The sequence below is a fragment of the Iodidimonas nitroreducens genome (genome assembly GCA_000710935.1).
Lineage (GTDB): Bacteria > Pseudomonadota > Alphaproteobacteria > Sphingomonadales > Rhodothalassiaceae > Iodidimonas > Iodidimonas nitroreducens.
Map to the genome: position 1 here is coordinate 1 of BAYV01000003.1, position 20,203 is coordinate 20,203.

At 52.8% G+C, this 20,203-nt stretch carries 16 protein-coding genes and 1 pseudogene; 8 read left to right on the plus strand and 9 right to left on the minus strand.

The genetic code is table 11. From position 1 onward, the window contains the following. From AQ1_RS15380 to AQ1_RS00690, 3 genes are all read left to right on the plus strand, one after another. A partial coding sequence (locus AQ1_RS15380) for a hypothetical protein (protein WP_042082934.1) occupies nt 1–238 on the plus strand: 238 nt, incomplete at its 5' end. A 186-nt stretch (nt 239–424) separates the two neighbouring features. Then, nucleotides 425–2,458 (plus strand): pentapeptide repeat-containing protein, encoded by a 2,034-nt coding sequence (locus tag AQ1_RS00685; protein WP_042082936.1) that lies wholly within the window; start codon nt 425–427, stop codon nt 2,456–2,458. Nucleotides 2,459–2,466: 8 nt separating this feature from the next. Beyond that, a complete protein-coding gene (locus tag AQ1_RS00690) occupies nt 2,467–2,805 on the plus strand; it encodes a DUF4112 domain-containing protein (protein WP_042082938.1) in 339 nt (112 codons plus the stop codon). Nucleotides 2,806–2,849: 44 nt separating this feature from the next. Here AQ1_RS00690 and fliJ read toward each other — a convergent pair whose 3' ends face one another. Together fliJ and fliI are read right to left on the minus strand one after the other, a co-directional pair. After that, on the minus strand, nt 2,850–3,275 hold the full coding sequence (gene fliJ, locus AQ1_RS00695; RefSeq protein WP_042082939.1) for a flagellar export protein FliJ: 426 nt from the start codon (nt 3,273–3,275) through the stop codon (nt 2,850–2,852). Nucleotides 3,276–3,285: 10 nt separating this feature from the next. Then, complete coding sequence (gene fliI, locus AQ1_RS00700) at nt 3,286–4,611, minus strand: flagellar protein export ATPase FliI (protein ID WP_042083088.1); 1,326 nt, start codon at nt 4,609–4,611, stop codon at nt 3,286–3,288. Between the two features lie 379 nt (nt 4,612–4,990). On the opposite strand from fliI, the pseudogene ctrA reads away from it, so the two are divergent. Then, nucleotides 4,991–5,677: pseudogene (gene ctrA / locus AQ1_RS00705) on the plus strand (response regulator transcription factor CtrA); the annotation flags it as partial. A 172-nt stretch (nt 5,678–5,849) separates the two neighbouring features. Here ctrA and AQ1_RS00710 read toward each other — a convergent pair. Then, on the minus strand, nt 5,850–6,638 hold the full coding sequence (locus AQ1_RS00710; protein WP_161760347.1) for a VPLPA-CTERM sorting domain-containing protein: 789 nt from the start codon (nt 6,636–6,638) through the stop codon (nt 5,850–5,852). A gap of 369 nt (nt 6,639–7,007) precedes the next feature. On the opposite strand from AQ1_RS00710, the gene AQ1_RS00715 reads away from it, so the two are divergent. After that, nucleotides 7,008–8,180, plus strand: coding sequence for a vWA domain-containing protein (locus AQ1_RS00715; RefSeq protein WP_042082945.1), 1,173 nt, complete (start codon nt 7,008–7,010; stop codon nt 8,178–8,180). A 32-nt stretch (nt 8,181–8,212) separates the two neighbouring features. Here the strand turns inward: AQ1_RS00715 and AQ1_RS00720 are convergent, their stop codons facing one another. Together AQ1_RS00720 and AQ1_RS14290 are read right to left on the minus strand one after the other, a co-directional pair. After that, on the minus strand, nt 8,213–8,704 hold the full coding sequence (locus AQ1_RS00720; protein ID WP_042082950.1) for a hypothetical protein: 492 nt from the start codon (nt 8,702–8,704) through the stop codon (nt 8,213–8,215). 60 nt (nt 8,705–8,764) lie between these two features. Continuing rightward, nucleotides 8,765–10,918, minus strand: coding sequence for a tetratricopeptide repeat-containing sensor histidine kinase (locus AQ1_RS14290; RefSeq protein ID WP_161760349.1), 2,154 nt, complete (start codon nt 10,916–10,918; stop codon nt 8,765–8,767). Nucleotides 10,919–11,301: 383 nt separating this feature from the next. On the opposite strand from AQ1_RS14290, the gene AQ1_RS00730 reads away from it, so the two are divergent. Beyond that, nucleotides 11,302–11,859, plus strand: a complete 558-nt coding sequence (locus AQ1_RS00730) for an NUDIX domain-containing protein (RefSeq protein ID WP_052370651.1) — start codon at nt 11,302–11,304, stop codon at nt 11,857–11,859. Between the two features lie 33 nt (nt 11,860–11,892). Here AQ1_RS00730 and AQ1_RS00735 read toward each other — a convergent pair whose 3' ends face one another. Together AQ1_RS00735 and AQ1_RS00740 are read right to left on the minus strand one after the other, a co-directional pair. Further along, a complete protein-coding gene (locus AQ1_RS00735; RefSeq protein ID WP_042082952.1) occupies nt 11,893–12,651 on the minus strand; it encodes a hypothetical protein in 759 nt (252 codons plus the stop codon). 70 nt (nt 12,652–12,721) lie between these two features. Next, entirely contained in the window at nt 12,722–14,194 is a 1,473-nt protein-coding gene (locus AQ1_RS00740; protein WP_313979440.1) for a coniferyl aldehyde dehydrogenase, read from the minus strand. A gap of 189 nt (nt 14,195–14,383) precedes the next feature. Between AQ1_RS00740 and AQ1_RS00745 the strand changes: the two genes are divergently transcribed. Together AQ1_RS00745 and AQ1_RS00750 are read left to right on the plus strand one after the other, a co-directional pair. Further along, nucleotides 14,384–16,357, plus strand: a complete 1,974-nt coding sequence (locus tag AQ1_RS00745) for a serine hydrolase domain-containing protein (RefSeq protein WP_042082954.1) — start codon at nt 14,384–14,386, stop codon at nt 16,355–16,357. 24 nt (nt 16,358–16,381) lie between these two features. Further along, entirely contained in the window at nt 16,382–17,968 is a 1,587-nt protein-coding gene (locus AQ1_RS00750; protein WP_052370653.1) for an alkaline phosphatase, read from the plus strand. Between the two features lie 21 nt (nt 17,969–17,989). Here the strand turns inward: AQ1_RS00750 and AQ1_RS00755 are convergent, their stop codons facing one another. Together AQ1_RS00755 and AQ1_RS00760 are read right to left on the minus strand one after the other, a co-directional pair. Further along, the gene (locus AQ1_RS00755; RefSeq protein ID WP_081836960.1) at nt 17,990–19,042 is read right to left on the minus strand and encodes an EAL domain-containing protein; all 1,053 of its coding nucleotides are present in this window, start codon (nt 19,040–19,042) and stop codon (nt 17,990–17,992) included. Nucleotides 19,043–19,185: 143 nt separating this feature from the next. Continuing rightward, nucleotides 19,186–20,187, minus strand: coding sequence for an asparaginase (locus AQ1_RS00760; protein WP_042082960.1), 1,002 nt, complete (start codon nt 20,185–20,187; stop codon nt 19,186–19,188). Nucleotides 20,188–20,203: the final 16 nt, after the last annotated feature.

The window sequence follows — 20,203 nt, forward strand, 5'->3', positions numbered from 1 at the left end:
GCATCTCCCTTCTCTCATCAACACTGTCAAAGATCAAAGCCTTGATTTCCAAGGCGCCGCCGTGTTTCGAAGCCGTGTGCTCCGCAGCGGTGAGGGCGGGTTATATGGATGCTGGCATGGCCTGTCAAACCCTTTTTGGAAGTTTTTTGACATCGCCCTCTTTCGCCATTCCGGCCAGCAGTCCTCGGCATGGGATTGCTATGGTAAAGCCTATCATTTCCCCCGTTTGCGGCGCTGAATCTTTCCCATAAGCCGCCCTTTCTGATCGAATATGGCGAGAGGGATAAAATGCGGGCGCGCCATTTTTCCGAGATCATTGCGCGCATAGCGACTTTCCCGGTCGTGGCGCTGGGGGTAGACTTTGATCGCCCTTGATCAGGCCCTAGGATAGGCAGATGAGGGTTTTCATAGGGGGGGCGCGGATATGAGCCAGAAACTGACGGATGAAGAGGTGGAGACCCGGAAGGCCAAAGCCCTCGCCCAATGGGAAGCGGATTGGGAGGCGATGGACTTTTCTTGGGAGGGATTGGCCGATGCCGGCTGGCACTTGGGCGATTTGGCTTCAGAAGCGCAAAAACTGAAGCGCTGGATGGCCCCGGCTGGTTTCCCGGGCGAAGGAAATGTGCACAAAATCAGCTATGGAGATTGGAAAGAAGCAACGATTCAAGATTACTGGCGATGGAGCATCGGCATCGCCGATGGCGAAGAGCGTCTGCTGAGTGATGATGCGTTATTGGCAAGAGGGCTCCTAAAAACGGGGGCGGATGGCAAGCTGTGGCACATCATCCATCTTGCCGAAACAGAGGCCTCTTCCCACCCTGCGCTGAGAAGGGCACTGCTTGCACGTCTAGAGACAGCAAATAATGAACCTTTAAACATATTTGCGGATCAAAAATTCAAACTCAATTTAAAAGGATCAAGGACAGAAAAAATATTTGATTTTTTTAGCATCCAATTAACAAACAGAATTCTGTTAGATATGGATTTTGATTTTGGAAAAACATCAATCCTGAATATGAATTTTTCTCACCCTGATATAAAATATTATTTCAATAAATATAAATTCAAAATCGTGTCAGTATCATTTAGTAAATTTAAAAAAATATTTAAATTTATGAATAGCTTAGTAATTGAGGAAATTCGCATTCATGATACAAATTTTAAAAATTACGCATATTTTGAAAAATCAAGTTTCTACGATTTATTTAAAATAAATAATTCATTATTAGAAAAAAGTGCTATTTTTAGAAAAAATGAATTTTTTGGAAATTTCCAAATAAAAAATACTTCTTTTGGTGAAAATTGTCAATTTATAGACAACTTTTTTTATAAAGATGTTTCTATTATCAAATGTACATTCTCCCGTGGTCTAAGTTTCAGTAAATCATATTTTGAAGATATTCCTTCTGGGACATCCATTTTTTATTCTGACGTTGATTTCACTGGTTCTGAATTTGGTGATGATGCGAATTTCGATCATGTCATTTTTAAAGGGAATGTGCGGTTTGATGGTTGCCGTTTTGGCAAGAATGTCACTTTCCGATCTGCCGTATTCCACCAAAAGGCAAGCTTTCATGAGGCCACTTTTGATGATCGGGCTTCATTTAAGGAGGCAGAATTCAAAGGCAAGACGACATTTGAAGGTGCTGAATTCATAGGCGCGGCCTTTTTTAGAGATTGTAAACTTCCCCAATCCCCAATGGAAAGCCTCAACTGCTTTCGCGCCACCCGCTTTCGCGAACTGGTCAGTTTCCGAGACGTGGAGATTTCCAGCCTCGCCACTTTCAATGAAGCCCGCTTTGCCAAAAGTCTTATTCTGCATGATCCCGGTGAAGACCGCGCCACAGAACTTTGGGATGAAGCATTACATGCGGTCAAAGGTGAGGTGAAGGGAGAGGATAAAGCCCGAGAAGCCTATTTCGGTGCCTTGGAAGGCGGCTGCCGGGTTCTGAAACAGGAAATGGAAAAGATCGCCGACTCATCACGGGAGCGGCGCTATTTCCGTTATGAATTGATTGCTCGGCGGCACCGCCCGGCTATCAAGCGGATGGAGGCGCTATCGAGCCATGTTTATTGGGCCTTAGCCGATTATGGTCATTCCATCGGCCGCCCGCTTGTTTGGCTTTTCGGGCTTTTTCTGGTGATTTGGACGACCGCCTTTTTATGCGCCAGCCTTGGCAGTGGCACCCTTTGCTTCCACCTCGACGGCGCGCCCCATCCCGCCCTTGGGGATGCTTTTGCCTTGTCCATCCAAAATCTTATCAAGCCGGGGGCGGTTTGGGATGTCCGCTTTCCCGATACGGTGCCGCGCCTGGCGGCGGCCTTTCAAAGCCCCGGCCTGCCCCTTTGGCTGAAGGTTCTTTCCACGTTTCAATCGGTTTTATCCTTGTTATTGGTGTTTTTGAGCGGCGTTGCAATCCGGCGAAAATTCCGTATTTCTTGGACGCCATCAGCATAGGAAAGAGCATGGACCAGCGATTGAAGCGGCTGGAGGGATTGGCGGACTTGCTCGACAGCCGCTTTCGCATTCCCGGCCTTGGGGTGCGGGTGGGGCTGGATGGCATCATTGGCCTGATCCCCGGCATTGGCGATGCCGTGATGGCGTTGGTGTCGCTTTATCTGGTGGCGGAAGCCGTGCATATGGGTGCGCGCAAGCGGGTGATTGCGCAGATGCTGGCCAATATCGGGATCGATTTTCTGCTGGGGAGCATTCCCATCGCGGGGGATTTGTTCGACATTGCTTTCAAGGTGAATAATCGCAATATCGCCCTTTTAAAGGCTGAGCAGAACCGGCATGGGGAATAGGAGCCAAGCCGATTCGCCACCCCTTATCATAAAGGATAAGCACCTTATTCCTTATCGCGTTCCTTATCGCGATGATGGCGCTGGATGCCCATTTCATCGAGCATGGCTGTTTCGCGCTTGGCCGCGTCCTCTTTTTGGCGCAGGGCTTGGCGTTCGGCCAAAATCTCGAATTTCTTGAGTTCCTGAAAGGCTTCGCGCACCACATCTTCCTTGGCATTGCGCTGTTTTTCCACGCCATGGCGCTTTTTCAGCAGCGCATCACGGCGGGCGAATGTGGCGGCAGCAAAAGCCCCAAAAGAAAGGCCCGCCAGCACATCGCCTTCAAAAGCCCCTTCTTTTTCCAATTGGCCTGAAAGGGCAGCAAGCTGGGCATCGATCTCATTCATCTCGGCCTGCACCCCGGCCAGTTCCTTTCGCGCTTCATCAAGCTGCCATTTCGACAACCGGATCATGCCATCCAGACCCTTCATCGCTCACCTTTCATGATCGAAGAATATCGGCCAAACGTTGATAGCCATCGGCAAGATTGGTTTGATCGTCTTTTTTCTGATTAAGATAGGCATCAAGCTGGGGCATCAGATCCATGGCCCGGTCCACAACCGCATCCGCCCCCCGACGATAAGCGCCAAGGCGGATCATTTCTTCCATATCGGCATAGGCGGCAAGGCTGGTGCGTGCCTCCCGCACGATCTCGTTTTCCGCGTCGCTATTGCAGCCGGGCATGGTGCGCGAAACAGATTTCAGCACATTGATGGCAGGATAGCGGCCGCGTTCGGCAATCGCCCGCTCCATCACGATATGGCCATCCAATATGCCCCGCACCGCATCGGCCACCGGCTCATTATGATCATCGCCCTCCACCAGCACGGTGAAAAGCCCGGTGATCGAGCCCGCGCCGCGCGGCCCCGGCCCTGCCCGCTCCAGCAATTTCGGCAATTCGGTAAAAACGGTGGGGGTATAGCCCTTGGTGGTGGGTGGCTCGCCCCCCGCAAGGCCGATTTCACGCTGGGCCATGGCAAAGCGGGTGATCGAATCCATCAGGCACAAAACCTGCTGGCCATGATCGCGAAAATATTCCGATAAGGTGAGGGTGAGCCACGCCGCCTGCCGCCGCATCAGGGCCGATTCGTCGGATGTGGCCACCACCACCACAGAGCGTGCCAGCCCCTCCTCGCCCAGATCATCCTCAATAAATTCCTGTACCTCGCGCCCGCGCTCGCCGATCAGGCCGATGACCGCAACATCGGTGGCGGTATAGCGCGCAAGCATCGACATCAGCACCGATTTCCCGACACCCGACCCCGCGAAAATCCCCATTCTTTGCCCCGAACAGCAGGAAACGAAGCTATTGAGGGCGCGCACGCCCAGATCAAGCTTGGCCCCCACCCTTTGCCGTTCATGGGCCGCCGGGGGGCGGGCGCGCAAAAGCGCCGGTTCGCCACTTTCCCGCAAGGGGCCCTTGCCATCCACCGGCTGCCCAAAGGCATTGACCACCCGGCCAAGCCATGCGGACGAGGGATAAACCGCCGGTTCCTGCTCCCCCACATAAGCTTTGCAGCCGATTCCCACACCATCCAGCCCGGTGAAGGGCATCACCAGCGACCGCTCATCGCCAAAGCCGATCACCTCGCAATCGATCAGGCGGCGATCCCGGGCTTCAATGATCACCCGCGATCCCACAGACAGGCTGTGTTCTGCGCCCGCCACCTCAACCAGCAAGCCGCGTACCGCCACCACCCGGCCATAGCGGCGATCAGATTGAATCCGGTTGATTCCGATATGCAGACTTTTGAGACTCGCAGCCATGTCAGGAGATTCCAAAATGCAGATAAAGCGGCCAATGCGGGCCATTCACGCTGAAAAGCCATCCTGTGCGCATTTTCTTAAACCTAAGTAAACTATGTTTAATAACGCAATTTCAGGCTTTTTGCGGTCGGTCGTTTCTATTAAGGTTATAATTTGTTAATAAATCGCCTGTTAACTTTGATTAATGAGGGGGCGACTCAGGGGCAGCAAGCATTTTATGCGCGATGGCCTGAAAAATCTGAGAGCCGAAAAATCTAAAGGTCTTAACGCATAAGGCCGATGACGGATGAAGGCGAAGCGGGGGCATTGTCGTCTCTCGTGGCCACAAAACAGGGAACCAGAACAAGAAATGTTCCGGTAGCGCACAGGAGAGAAGACCATGCGCGTGCTATTGATCGAAGACGATACCACCACAGCCAAAAGCATCGAACTCATGCTCTCGGTTGAGCGATTCAATGTTTATACCACGGATCTGGGCGAAGAAGGCCTCGATCTGGGCAAGCTTTATGATTATGACATCATCATTCTCGATCTCAACCTGCCGGATATGCATGGTTATGATGTCCTGAAAAAGTTGCGGCTTTCCAAGGTCAATACACCGATCCTGATTTTGTCGGGGCAATCGGAAATGGAAGATAAGGTGAAGGCCCTGGGCTTTGGTGCCGATGATTATCTGACCAAGCCCTTTCACAAGGAAGAACTGGTGGCCCGCATCCACGCTATTGTGCGCCGCTCCAAGGGGCATTCCCAATCGGTGATCAAAACCGGCAAGCTTTCGGTCAATCTGGATACTAAAACCGTTGATGTGCGCGGCAATCGGGTGCATCTGACCGGAAAAGAATATGCCATGCTCGAACTTTTGAGCCTGCGCAAGGGCACCACCCTCACCAAAGAAATGTTTCTCAATCATCTTTATGGCGGCATCGATGAGCCGGAATTAAAAATCATCGATGTGTTTATCTGCAAGCTGAGAAAAAAGCTGGCATCGGCCACCGATGGTGAAAACTATATCGAAACCGTGTGGGGGCGTGGCTATGTTTTGCGTGATCCCGATGAAGAAAGCCAGGGTGAAAACAGAGCTTCTGCAAATTCCGGGGACAGAAAAAGCCCCAAGGGTGCTGAAACTGCCAACGCTCTCGCCAGTTAAAGGCTGCGCCCATGATCAAGATCATAACCGGCTCGCCAGGTGATGAAACACAATCGCGAGCCGGGTGCGGATGGTGATCAGAACGCCTTGATCAGCGCTTGCGGCGGCTCATCATCCCAAGACCGAGAAGCCCTCCGATGAAAAAAAGCGCGCTCGCGGGAACAGGCACATCGGTAACATAGCGGCTGGCAAACAGAAAATCCTGTGAGGAAACATGAGACACACGTTGCGCGCCATCCGTCAGCCCCAGCCAACCCCAGCCCACGGGAAAGCCGCAATGCACCGATTCCGGGCAATCGAGCCGGTGATTATTGGATAAAAAGCTGAACAGCCGGCCCGATTGATCGCCCCAGGCAATCAGCTGCACCTGCTGGCCGGCATCAATACCCAAAACAGAATCCAAAAAGCTTAATTTGCCGGTTCCCTTGGAACTGGCCCCTGCGCCATCGCCAAAAATCTGGATCCCCGGATTGAGGGGATCGAAATCAGCCGACGCCGCAAATCCCCGATAGGTAAAATCAAAGCTCACCGGGGCGGAAGCGACATAAGACCCTCCCCCCGAATCCCGCCCGCCTTCACCCAGGCCAATGATGCGAAAGCTGTTCAGGGCCGAATCGTCATGCACTTCAAGCCTTGCTGTCACATTGGTAAAGGCAAAGGTCCACACATCGGATGCCCGGCCGCCACCGGTGAGAAAGCGCTCGATCCCATCAAGGCGCAAGCCATAAATCGGGGGGGCCTGATTGCCATCGGGATGGCTGAACAGATTATAATCATGGCTGGCAATAACCGCAGCATCCACCGGCGCGGCCATCACCATGCCAGACAGGATTGCCGCCAGAACGGATGCCGCACCCCTTTTCATCCCTAAAGCTGTCATCTTCGCCCCCATTTGACCTTTCGGCTCAGAAATTTAACTGTCCATGCCTGAACACGCCAAGCGCCCCAGATTCACCCCCATCACAGCAAGATACAGGCCAATTTCGCGATCTGGATGAAAGCTGTTCATAAACAATAAGTTAATCTCCCTCCCCTCCCCTTTATGGCACGAGTATTTTTGATTTGTAAAATTAGCTGACGGCGCTGTCCCATTTTAGAACAGTTTTACGATCTCCTCCCGTCAACCCTGCCAATAAGGTGATGATCCAATAACCGGCCCTTTCATCCCTGACCCGTCCGGGGCTATGATTGCCCCAGCCTGATCGCTGGAGACTGACCGCTGAAAACTGATCGCTGGAGACCGCTCCTGATGTTCATCCATTTTTTCCAAAGCCTGCGGCAATCCGGTGTGCCGGTGAGCCTCAAGGAATATCTGATGCTGATGGAAGCCCTGGATGAAGGCCTGGCCGATTGGTCGGTGGAGACATTTTATTATCTATCCCGGGCGGCTCTGGTGAAAGACGAAAGCAATCTTGATAAATTCGACCGGGTTTTCGGCCATGTGTTCAAAGGGCTGGATCTGCTGAGTGATAGTGATCAGATCGATCTGCCTGAAGATTGGCTGAAAAAACTGGCGGAATTGCATCTAAGCCCGGAAGAAATGGAGCAGATCAAATCTCTGGGCGATTTCGATCAGATCATGGAAACCCTGAAAAAACGTCTTGAAGAGCAAAAAGAGCGTCATCAGGGCGGTAATAAATGGATCGGCACCGCCGGTCGATCGCCATACGGTGCCTATGGCTATAATCCCGAAGGCGTGCGGATCGGGCAAAAGGAAAGCCGCCATCGCCGCGCCATCAAAGTTTGGGACAAGCGGGCGTTTCGCAATTTCGATGATCAGGTCGAATTGGGCACCCGGTCGATCAAGGTGGCCCTTGGCCGTTTGCGGCAATTTGCCCGCACCGGGGCTTTGGATGAGTTTGATCTTGATGATACCATCCGCTCGACCGCGAAAAAGGGCTATCTGGATATCAAGATGCGGCCTGAGCGGCATAATGCCGTCAAAATCCTGCTGTTTCTCGATGTTGGCGGATCGATGGATGATCATGTCAAAATCACTGAAGAGCTATTTTCCGCAGCCCGCAGCGAATTCAAGTATCTGGAATTTTTCTATTTCCACAATTGCCTGTACGAAAGCGTGTGGAAAGATAATCGCCGCCGCCATCAGGAACGCATCGATACTTGGCAGATTTTACACAGCTTTCCCGCTGATTATAAGCTGATCTTTGTGGGTGATGCTTCGATGAGCCCCTATGAAATTGTCTATCCCGGCGGCTCGGTGGAACATTGGAACGAAGAATCCGGGGAAACCTGGATGCGCCGGGCCTTGGGGATTTATTCCAAAGCCGTGTGGCTCAATCCGATTCCGGCCCAGCACTGGTCTTATAGCCAATCGCTGACGATGATCCGCGAACTGATGAAAGATCGAATGTTTCCCCTGACCCTGGCCGGATTGAACGATGCCATAAGGGCACTCGTTTAAAGGCGGCATCCGCTTATCTCGAAACGGCTCGCTCAGCGCACATTTTCATTGACCTTGATGCAACAGCGCGCCTCCTTGCCGTCCAGAGCGCTTTCCATGGAAAATTTGACCAGGGCCGCGTGCGAGACATCCTGCGGTCGATCCGCAAGGCGCAGAAAGCGGCAGGATTTTTGCTCTTCAATGGGTTCGTTAGCCGAACCGCCCAACCCCACTTCATTCGGTTGATAGCGATAATCTATGCTGATTGTGCGCAAATCTGCGGGAAGGATTTCAAGAGCATATAAAATCGAGGGGATATGATCGGGTCGCCTTTTGAAGTGGGTATGGGGATCATAATTGGGGAAAACGGTTTTTTGTGCTTCAAATGCTGTCAGCGGTTGAGTTTTTATGGAAACATCCAGCCATGAAAGGCTTTGATCAGCATAAGCAGAGGCGATCCAGGCCTTGCAAAAGCGCACCTCTTCATCATTACAAGCGGCAAGCCCCAAAAATCCGAGACAGAAAAGAGCATGTCCGAGCCGCATCCGCCACTCCTTCGATCACGGGCAAATTCGATCACGGGCAAAATTTTGCCAAAATCAGGGTCAGGCGCCCATCAGAATGCCCATCTTTGTTTTTTTGTCTTTAACAGCATCCGCGCGCACAACAAACACACGATCCGGTGGCAGGGTCATAAAGACTTTGGTGCCCTCAGCCAATTGCGATTCAATGCTCAAGCTGCCACCATGGCGATCAAGATAGGCCGCCACCAAAGGCAGACCAAGACCCGCGCCTTCGTGATTACGGGTTAAAACATTCTGAATCTGGCCAAAAGGCTGCAATGCGCGCTCGATATCATGCTCCAACATGCCGATGCCTTTATCCTCGATGCATAAGCGAAAGGACCCATCGTCAAGCAAGCTGGTCGTGATCCGCACCTCGGTTCCAGATGGCGAAAACTTCACCGCATTCGACAAAAGATTGAGCAGCGCCTTGCAGATCAAATGCCGATCAATCAGCAATTCAATGGACGAAAACTGCAAAGGCGCGGACATATTAGCCACCACAAGCGCGATTTCTTTCGCTTTCGCCTGCGATTGCACCTTTTGAAGGGCTTCCGCGATCAGTTCATCAGCCTTGCATCGCTTTTCGTCCAGATCATTTTCCCAGCCCCCAATATATGAAAGATCAAGAATATCACTGATCACTGATAATAGATTATGGCCAGCCTGATGAATGGATTTGGCATAGTCGAGATAATGACGATTCCCAATGGGCCCATGGACTTCATTGACTGCCATTTCCGAAAAACCGATGATCGCATTGAGGGGAGTTCTTAATTCATGGTTGATCTGTGCCAAAAAATGGCTTTTTGCGGCATTGGCTGCCTCGGCACGCGCCTGGCTCAGTTTCAGGGCTTTATTCATTCGCTTTTGATAAACAAATAAAATGCTGGCGATCAGTGCCGCGAAAACAGCGACAGACAGCCATAAACGTTGCAACTTCAGGCGCTGTTCATTTTGAAATTGTCTGGCTTCTGCCGCCAATCTTTTCGTCTGTTCTTCTTCAACCTTTTCATAAAGACGCATTCGCAAGCCGGATATATCCCCTGTATACATGCTGTTCAGCGCTTTTATCTTTTGGGCGACATAATCCATATGGTATTTCAAAGCGTCTTCATATTGCCCTTGCGTCGCTTCAAGCTGCGATAGCAGCAGGGGAAGGAAGGATGCAAATTCCGATCCCTTTAATTCAGGATTATTGGCAATATAATCGCGCATCTTTTGGATATAGGGTTTAGCGTCCTCCAAGCGGTTTAATTCGATCAAATTCAGCGCCTGGGTCACCGCCAGATCTGCCGAAAAAGGCGCATTGGGTTCAAGGGTGGCAAAAGCCTTATCGGCCCATGAAACCGATCGCTCATAATCTTCCATCTTATGATAGGCTTCAGCCAGTCCGTAATAAACATAGAAAAAGCTGTCGCTGCGCTGTTCCCCCTCAAGAAAGACCAGTAAATTCTGGTAAATTTCCACCGCTCTTTGTGGATCATCCAAAGTCGCTGCAGTGTTTGCCAGGTTGAACAGGATAGTTTCGCCATCCCCTCGCACCCCAAGCTGATCAGACACATCCAGCGCCTTCAGATAATAACGGGCGGCCCCTTCAAAATCGTCGAGACTGGTCATCACATAACCGCTTATATTGAGCAGATCGAGACGAAGAAACGACCGTAATTGCTGATCTTCCACCTCATCCAGATACGCAAAGCCAGTATCCAGCATTCCAAGAGCCTGCTGCATTCCCCCAATCACAGGATATAATGCGGCCATCCGGCTACTGGCATAAACGGTCGCGACAGGCTCACTCTTCAGTCTGGCATCTTCTTCATAAACGTCCAAAACTTCCAAGGCCGCCTGATAGCCACCTTCCAAGCCATTGGCATAAACCAGCGCAATCTGGCCCAGAAATTCCATCTCCTGATCTTTTGCCATGCGCGCATCGGAAATCAGGCGATTGGCCCAGATGAGGCTTTCCTCTTGCAATTCAAGCCAGGAAAAAAGAGTAGCGACCCTGAAGATTTGGAGCCTTTGCGCCCTGCCCTGAAATTGATCGACCAAGGCGATCTCATCATCCAGATAAGCCTGGGATAGGATATGCCGACCATTTTCAATCCGCTCCATGATCTTATCTAATAAATCATCAGCCAGCACAGCCTTTTCAGGGCTTTGAGCAGACCAAGACAAAGCGGGCGTCAACATCATAAGCGCCGCCAGCAAAAAATGGGCAAAGTGCTGAAAAAATATTTTTCTCTCCATCAATGGAATCATTTCATAAGTTTTTTGAAAAAAAACATGCAGATTGTCTGCACGAGCACCAAGCAGCTACGTTACGCACGTTCCATCGGTCAAGATCAATTGATTGTGATGATTAATAATTTCATTACCGTAATGGATAATGATATTTCTCAAAATAATTTGCTTATTATAAACGGATCTTTAACAACGTTCAGTAAACAAGATTGAGACCAATAAACCACAGAACGAATCATCAAGACTGAATGCATACCCCGGAGCCCTCATCGGTCTGAGCAGCGAGAACCCTTTTTCCGCTCGGCACGCCTTCTCTCCTCATGCTCAGGATTTGCATGAAAATCGAAAACCAAAATTGCCTTTTTGACGATTATCTAAAGATCGAAAGCGCCGAGATCAGCTTTGAATTCAAGGATCAGGGCATCTCCGGCCCCCATCGTTTGATGCGCCTCAATCGGCGCGATGCGGCCTCGGTTTTGCTGATTGACGCGATCCATCGAGAGGTGGTTTTAGTCGAGCAATTCAGATGGCCGACCTATGAAAAAGGCCCCGGTGCGCTATTGGAAATCGTCGCCGGAGTGGTCGAAGAGGGGGAAAAACCGGAAGAAGCGGCCCATCGAGAAGCCATCGAGGAAGCGGGGCTCACCCCCGGCCCCCTGACCCTGATCAGCTTGTGCTATCCCACACCCGGCTATTCCACCGAGCGGAGCTTTATCTTTGCTGGCACCATCGATCATAGCAAAGCTGTGCATAAAGGGGGCGGCACCGATCCCGGAGAACATATCGAGATCGTTCGCATCCCTTTCGATGAGATCAAATCTTTGCTGGCATCAAACCGGCTTCAGGATGCAAAAACCGTGATCGCCCTGCAATGGTTTTTGTTGCAGTCCTGATTGACAAGGCTTCACTGGGGCTTCACTGGGGCTTCATTGGGCTTTCAGGCTTTGCTGCACGGCCCGCAGATCATCATCCATCGCCTGCCAAATCGGGCTGGATTGTGCATCCGCATCCATGGCCACCCGATCCGCCAGCCACTTTATCTGCTCATTCAGCACCATACGGCCATCATAATCATCGCGCTCGAACAATCCGGCCCCCATGCGCGACATTTTTTCATATAAGGTCATCAAGGGGCGCCCCGATGCATCGGCCTTGCGCAGCAATTCAACCACGAAACTGTCAAGATCACGCGCCCGCACCCGGATTTCCTCGGTCGCGGGTCCAAACCCTTCCCGATTTTTCAGGGTTTCTCGCGCCGCTCTTTCCGATGAGCGGGCAAAGGCTTCATCCACGCTAGTCAAAGACCCGCGCAAGCGATCATCTCCGGGCGCATGCATCTTCATTTTATAGCCCCGCTTGCCGGTCGATCGCCGGGGATCGATCTGCTGTTCGGCAATGATCCGGGCCAAAGCGGCGGCCACTTCTTCGGTTTGATCCGCCAGCAAAAGCAACGCAGTGGAAATCTGCCCCTCGCTTTTGCCCAACATCACAGCCACCGGGCGTTCATCCTCGATCACCCTGATGGGAAAGCGCAGTTCAGGCTCGATCCGGGCGGCTTCAAATAAGGGCACGCTGACCGCATCCACATAAGCCTGCGCCTGATCCAATCCATCCTGCGCCTTGAGCGCAAAAGGCATAAACACGCCAAGCATCAACAAAAGGGCGGCAGCCCTGCGCTTTGCCATAAAAATAACCTATCTCCTCATTGCCTGATCACCGCATCAAAAGGCCATAAAAGCCTACCATCGGCATCATCTATTTCTTGATTTGGAAGCGCAAGGTTTTTGCCAAAGCCTGACCATAAGGCGGCAGGGCCCCAATCAATTTGGTGATATTAAAGCCCGTTTGCCGATAGATCGTGCGGGCATGGCTGAAGCTTTTGAAACCTTCCACCCCATGATAAGATCCCATGCCCGAGGGTCCGATGCCCCCAAAGGGCAGATCTTCATGGGCCACATGCCACAAAACATCATTCACCGTCACCCCGCCCGATGTCGTGCGCGCGATCACATGGCGCTCCTCGGCCTGATTTTGGCCGAAATAATAAAGCCCCAAAGGCCGATCATGGGCATTGATATAGGCGATGGCCTCATCAATAGACTGATAGCCCACAAGGGGCAGGATCGGGCCGAAAAGCTCATCGCGCATCACCGTCATCTGATCATCAACACCGCTGAGTATATAAAGGGGCATGGTGGTGTTCGGCTGATCATCGGGCTTTTGTTGGCCATCTGATCCACACACTGAAAGACGCGCGCCTTTTTCCTGGGCATCCTTGATATGGGCCTGCAAGCGGCTGTGATGGCGACTATTAATGATGGCCGTATAATCAGGATGGCGATCCATGTGGGGATAAAGCCGGGCGGCCGCTTTTTCCAAAGCCTCCACACAGGCGGCCATCCGATCCTGTGGCACCAGCAGATAATCCGGGGCCAAACAAATCTGCCCGGCATTCATCAGCTTGCCAGTCAAAACCCGCTCAGCCATCTGGTCGAGATCGGCGCTTTTCGAGACGATCACAGGGGATTTGCCGCCCAATTCCAAAGTCACCGGCACCAGATTATCTGCCGCCGCCCGCATCACATGGCGGCCCACAGCGGTGGAGCCGGTAAACAGCAGATGATCAAAGGCAAGGGAGGAAAAAGCCTGACCCACATCAGCCCCGCCGGTGATCACGGAAATTTCCTCGCCATCGAAATACTCGCTGAAAAGCTGCTCCATCAAAGCCGAGGTGGCCGGTGTCAATTCAGATGGCTTGATCATCACCCGATTGCCCGCTGCCAAAATCCCGGCCAGGGGCGCAAAGGTCAGATTGACCGGAAAATTCCATGGGCTGATCACGCCCACAACGCCTTTCGGCTGATACGCGATCCGCCCTGATGCCCCCAAAAGCCCAAGGGGAAATTCAAGGCCGCGCTTTTCCGGCTGCATCCAATAGCGCAGATGTTTCTTGGCAAATTTCAGGGCCTTTACAGCCGAAGCGATATCGGTGAATTTCGACATCAGCACCGGGCGAGAATCGAAATCCTGTGCCATTGCCGCACACAGTTCATTTTGATGATCAACCAATATGGCAAGGGTTCGGTCAAGGCGGCTGATGCGGCTTTTCACTGAGACCGGCGCCTCATCAAGAAAGGCTTTTTTCTGCGCCGCCAAAACATCATTCATGGCTGCCCGATAGGCCTCTATCGTTTGATCGGCATCAATTGCTTGCATCCGGCTGGCCATCCCATCCATCCTTTTCAAAGACAGGGTTCATCACTGCAGGGCCAATGAAGGCTTGGCCCTGTTTCGGTCTTAATCTAGCATATGATAGGCTGGATGCATCTTTTTAATCCCCTCTATTGCGGCGGGTTCCGGCTGATCGGGGTTGGATTTTAAAGCTGCCATGAAAACCTGATCAAGGAACCAGCCCTGATGACATCCGCCTTGCGTTCATATGTCTTGCTTTTCAATGCTCTTATGGTTGCGGCTTTCGTCTGGCCCCCCATTCCGGCACAGGCCCAAAACCGCGAAACAGCGCAGGCAGGGGCGCAGAATAATAACGATAGCCAGACCAAAGCAGACGATGGCCAGCTTTATTCCCCCGGGGCCATTCCGCCGCCACCGGTGTCGGAAGCCCCGCTGGTCCTGGCCCACGCCCGGCCCAATTTCAATAATATCAATGGCGTTATCTCTTTCATCGATGGGGTGGTGCATGGGGCGATGGCCCGCGATCACATCTCAGGGGCGATGATCGCGATCATCAAGGATGATGAAATTCTATTGAACAAAGGCTATGGCACGAAAAGCGATGGTGACCTGATCGATCCCGAAACGACCCGATTTCCGATGGGTGCCCTATCGGATATCATCATCTGGATCGCCATCATGCAGCTTCAGGAAAGCGGCTATCTCAGCCTTGATGATCCCATCAATCGGCATCTGCCCCCACAGCTTCAGCTTGAAATCGATCCCACCGGGCCGATCCTGATCCGCCATCTGATAAGCCATAGCGCCGGATTTGAGAGCGCGGGCAGGCCCAATCAGCGCCGCCCAGCGGGAGAAATCGCCCTTTATTCCGAGCACAATGCCGCCCTTGGCGCTGCGATCATCAGCCAGATCACCGGGCTTTCTATCGCCGATTATAGCAATCAGAATATTTTTGCCCCCCTTGATATGACCCATAGCCACATGAGCACTGCCCATGCGCTCTCCTCCACGGCGACCGATCTAGCCCGGTTGATGGGGGCCTTTCTGGCTGATGGGCAATGGCGAAATGGGCGGATTTTGCGCCCCCAAACAGCGCAGCGTATGTTTGATCCGCAGTTTCAAAATGCGCCTTTTGTGGTGGGGATGGCCCATGGATTGATGGAGTATAATCTGCCCGGCGGCTTTCGTGGTCTTGGCCATAGAAGTCACTTGGGCCAAAGCGACCAAAGCGGGCAAAAGGGAATGGTTCACGCCAATCTGGTGATGGTCCCTGAATTGCACCTTGGCATCTTTATAGTCGCCACCCTGCCCGGCGGGGCAAGCCTTGTTGAGACTTTGCCGCCCCTTCTGGTGGATCATTATTTCTCTGCTACGGATGATCTTAAGGCAGACAGCGCCGCTGCTGATACAACGGATCAGCGTGATTTGATCGGGCTTTATCGCCCCTTTTCCAAGCCCTTACGCTCGGTGGCCGGGATTGTGTCACCTAGCGATTTTTATATCGAGGTGAGAGCCCCGTCTGACACAGAGAGAAGCAAATCCAATGGCCTTTTGATCCATCAACCCGATCATGATGGGGGCAAGGCCCAATTATACCATCCAATTGGCCCGGCACTCTATCAAGCCGAGGGGCTGGAAGCCCCGCGCGCCTTCAAAAAAATCAGCAGGAAAGGGATCAGTCGATCCGGGCAGATGATTTTAACCGATGAAACGGGCCTTGATCCCGCCCGCAAAATCGGCTGGGCCGCCACGCCTGCCTGGTTCCTATGGCAAAGCCTGATCATTGCCGGGCTGGCTGTGATCAGCCTGCTGATCGCCTGCCGAAACAGCGCGCGACTGATCAAGACCCCATCACATAAAGCGCTGCATATCGGAATGATTCTGTCATCAGTCTTGTGGCTTTTCTTTTTGACAATTTTGCTGATCGCCGCCGCCCGCCCCATCTTTGCCCCGCTCATTCTTCCCGTTCTTGGCTATGGTGCGCTTTTGGCACTTTTTATAAATCTGGCCAATCTCGCCATGCTGATCCGCCTTGCCATATTGATCCGCTCTGGGCGTCATCAGTCTTTCATTGGTCATGGGCAGTTTTTGGCTGCTATAAAAAACAATGGCACCCGGATTTTTCAGGCCATGATCATCGTGATCAGCCTGATTTATCTGTTTACCCTTTTTCAATGGGGGTTTTTCCCCGGATTTTGACCTGACCACAAGCGGATCATGAATATGACAGATCATCGCCCCCGGCTCACACAGTCCAAATGCTACACAGGCGGCGCCTTCGCCCTTGCGCTCATCGCACTTTTGGCCATAAACCCGGCACAGGCCCAGAATACGGCCCCCAATCCCAGCACCGATCTCAGCGCAGACCCCTGGTGGGTGGCGGGCAAATCCGCCATCGAACAGCGCCTGACGGTGCAGAAAAACGAAAACCGGGCCAAAAACATCATCCTGTTCATTGGTGATGGCATGGGTATTTCCACCCTCACCGCCATGCGCATTTATGATGGGCAATCACGCGGCGAAAGCGGTGAAGAAAATATCATGCCCTATGAACGCTTCCCCCATAGCGCGCTCATTAAAACCTATAATCATAATGCACAGGTGGCCGATTCCGCAGGCACCGCATCGGCGATGATGACCGGGGTGAAAACCAATATCGGCGTGATCAATATGGCAGCCCGGCATCCCGTGGGCCATTGCGGTGATTGGCCATCGGGCCAAAGATCAAGCTTTGCCGAAAAGGCCGCGCAGGCGGGCCAATCCATTGGCGTTGTCACCACTGCCCGGCTGACCCATGCCACACCGGCGACCGTCTATGCCCATAGCCCTTCGCGGGATTGGGAAGATGATACCGACATACCCGCCGAAGCCAAAGCCGCAGGCTGCAAGGATATCGCCACCCAACTCCTCGATTTTGGCCCAAAAAATGGCAAGGGGCTAACGGTTGCCATGGGCGGCGGGCGCGGGCAGTTCCTTCCCAAAGAAACAAAAGACCCCGAATATCCTGATCGCAGCGGCAATCGCGCCGATGGTCGCGATCTCACCCAGGAATGGCTGCAGCGCCATGATCGCGCGGCTTTTGTCACATCGCTTGATCAACTCAGCGCCCTTGATCTTGCAAAAACCGATCATCTGCTCGGGCTGTTTGAGCCTTCGCACATGAAATTTGACTCCCAAAGAGCCAAGGATTTGGAGCAAGGAACCGGGCCGGGCGAGCCATCCTTGGCCGACATGACCGGCATCGCCATCGATATGCTCAGGAAAAACGACAAGGGCTATTTTCTGATGGTGGAAGGCGGGCGGATCGATCATGCCCATCATGGCGGCAATGCCTTCAATGCCTTGCAAGATGGGCAGGCCTTTGCCCGGGCCGTGGCAACCGCTTTGGATAAGGTGGATATCAATGAAACGCTGATCCTTGTCACCGCCGATCACAGCCATGTTTTCACCATGGCGGGCTATCCGGCGCGCGGCAATCCCATTTTGGGGCTGGTATCGCCGCCAGCCAAAGATGGCAGCCCATCCCATGAACCGGCCCTGGCCGCGGACGGCAAGGCCTATACCACTTTGGGCTATGGGAATGGCCCCGGCGCCATCAAGGGAGAGCGCCCCGATCCAGCAGAGCATGACACAAAAGCCCCCGGCTATCAGCAGCAGGCGCTGGTGCCCTTACCATCGGAAACCCATGCGGGCGAGGATGTGGCTTTATTTGCCACCGGCCCCTGGGCGCATCTGGCGGGCGGCGTGTTGGAACAGAATGTGATCTATCACATTATGGATCATGCGAGCACAGCGCATAAGGCTCCCTGAAAACCGACTTCAAAGGCCGCCTCAATCCAGCAATTTGGGGCGGTCTTCGGGGCGGCCCAGCAGATAACCTTGCATATAATCAGCACCCAAGGCGCTTAAAAGCCGCGCGGTGCGCTCGTCTTCCACCCCTTCGGCGATCACCTGAACTGAAGATTGTTTGGCCGCATCAATCATATTGGCCACCAGATTCCAGATCGGCGGTTCATCGCTGATCCGCGAGATCAGGCTTTTATCCAGCTTGATATAATCGGGATTAAGGCCGATCAGCATGGTCAGATTATTGAACCCGCTGCCAAAATCATCAAGGGCAATGGAATAGCCCGCATTGCGGCAAAAATTGATCATCCGCGAAAGCAGCGAAATATCGGCCACCGCTTCGCTTTCAACAATTTCAAAAACCACCTGGCTGGGGGGGATCTGCGCTGCCTCGATCAGATCAAGGGTATCGGTAAAGGCCGATTGGCCCAAAGAAACGCTGGTGGGCAAAACATTGATAAACAATTTTTCCGGTATTCCAAAGCGTGCCGCCGTGCGCACGGCGCAATCACGGGCTGCCGCATCAAGACGCGCCGACAAATTCGGCTCGCGCGCGGCCGTGAACATTTCCACGGGTGGCACCATGGTGCCATCATCGCGCAGACCGCGAAACAGAAATTCATAGCCCATCACCGCCCGGCCATTCACCTCGACAATCGGCTGCACCTGGCTTTTAAACCGCCGATCATCGAGCATTTTCACAAGCCAACGCGAAGAATGATGATGAACGAAATGCTCAACCGTCTGGATATTGGCAAAATCCGATAAAACCGGGGCCTTACCATTCAAAACAAGGGCCTTGGTTGTCTGCCTTTGTTCCAGATCGAGGCGTTCCCCCAAAACATGAGCCAAAAGCGCCACATCATTGGCAAAAACCCCCACCACGCTTTGGGCATCAGTGGCAAAGCTGGTAAAACCCTTGGCCCGCAATTCCCGAGACAAGATCATGGCTTCATCCGGGTTGCTGGCCCATAGCAAAGCGCGCACCAAACCGGGTCTGGCTTCGGGCAGATCTGTCTTGAAAACAGACATGCTCATGAATAGTCCTTTAAAGGACTTTGCAATGATGCGACCAGACGAATGAGCATTTTCAATCTTATGACACTTTATTTCTAGGCGTTGGTCTTTTGAACCCTATTGATTGAAGTTAGCGGCGAGGAATAAACAAAGTGTTAGCATTTTCACCCAGCCAAAGCTGGACGCTGCTGGAAAATGGCCCGAATCCCTTCAATTTTAGCCTTTTTGGCGAGAAGAATTTTCAGAAGAATAAAAGCCTTTTGCGGACAGAAAAAGCCAGATGGTATCAGCCCCCGCGCAATAAGATCGATTTCAGCGCCACGATAGCCATAGGTTGATTCGAGCACCCGCCCGGTGCCTGATTGGCTGGCCAGAATTACCGGCATGGTGGCGGCAAGATCAGCCAGATTATCAACCATCGATTCCGGCACATGGCCACCGCCAAAGCCCGCGATCACCAACCCGGATATATTTTTGGACCAAATCAAATCCGCCCCCGTGCTGCCATAAGCAATCATGTGCAGCGCCACAGCGGGCAACTGGTCGGCACTGAGATCATCGCCCATATCAGGCTTTGCAAAAGCCACAGGCCGGGCCAGCACATGAATGCGCCCCTCACTATGGCAGGCCACAGGGCCTGCACCCGGCGATTGAAAAGCCGCCAGATTGCTCATATGGGTTTTTTGGGCAAAAACCGCGCTATGCAGTTCATCATTCATGCATAAAAGCACATCAAAGCCGCGCAATTGCGGGGAACAGGCCGCCCGCATGGCTGCCAGAAGATTGGCTGGCCCATCTGCCGATGGCATGGCGGGATGCCGCATGGCCCCGGTAAAGATCACCGGTACCGGCACATTGATCAGCATTGATAAGGCAAAGGCGCTATAGGCAAGGCTATCGGTGCCCTGGGTCACCACAATGCCATCGATGCCATCGGCCACCGCTTTTTTGACAAGGCGGGCCAGATGGATGATCTGCGGCAAGCCGATATTGGCACTGCCCAGCCGCGCCAGTTCGGTGATGGAAATATCCGCCAGATCGCCAAGGGCGGGGACCGCCGCAATCAGCGACGCCCCATCAAGGCTGGGCACCGCCCCGCCATCCGGACCATTGGTCATGGCAATCGTGCCACCCATGGTGAACAGGGCAATCTGCGGCTTTGCCATCCCTTATCCCATATTC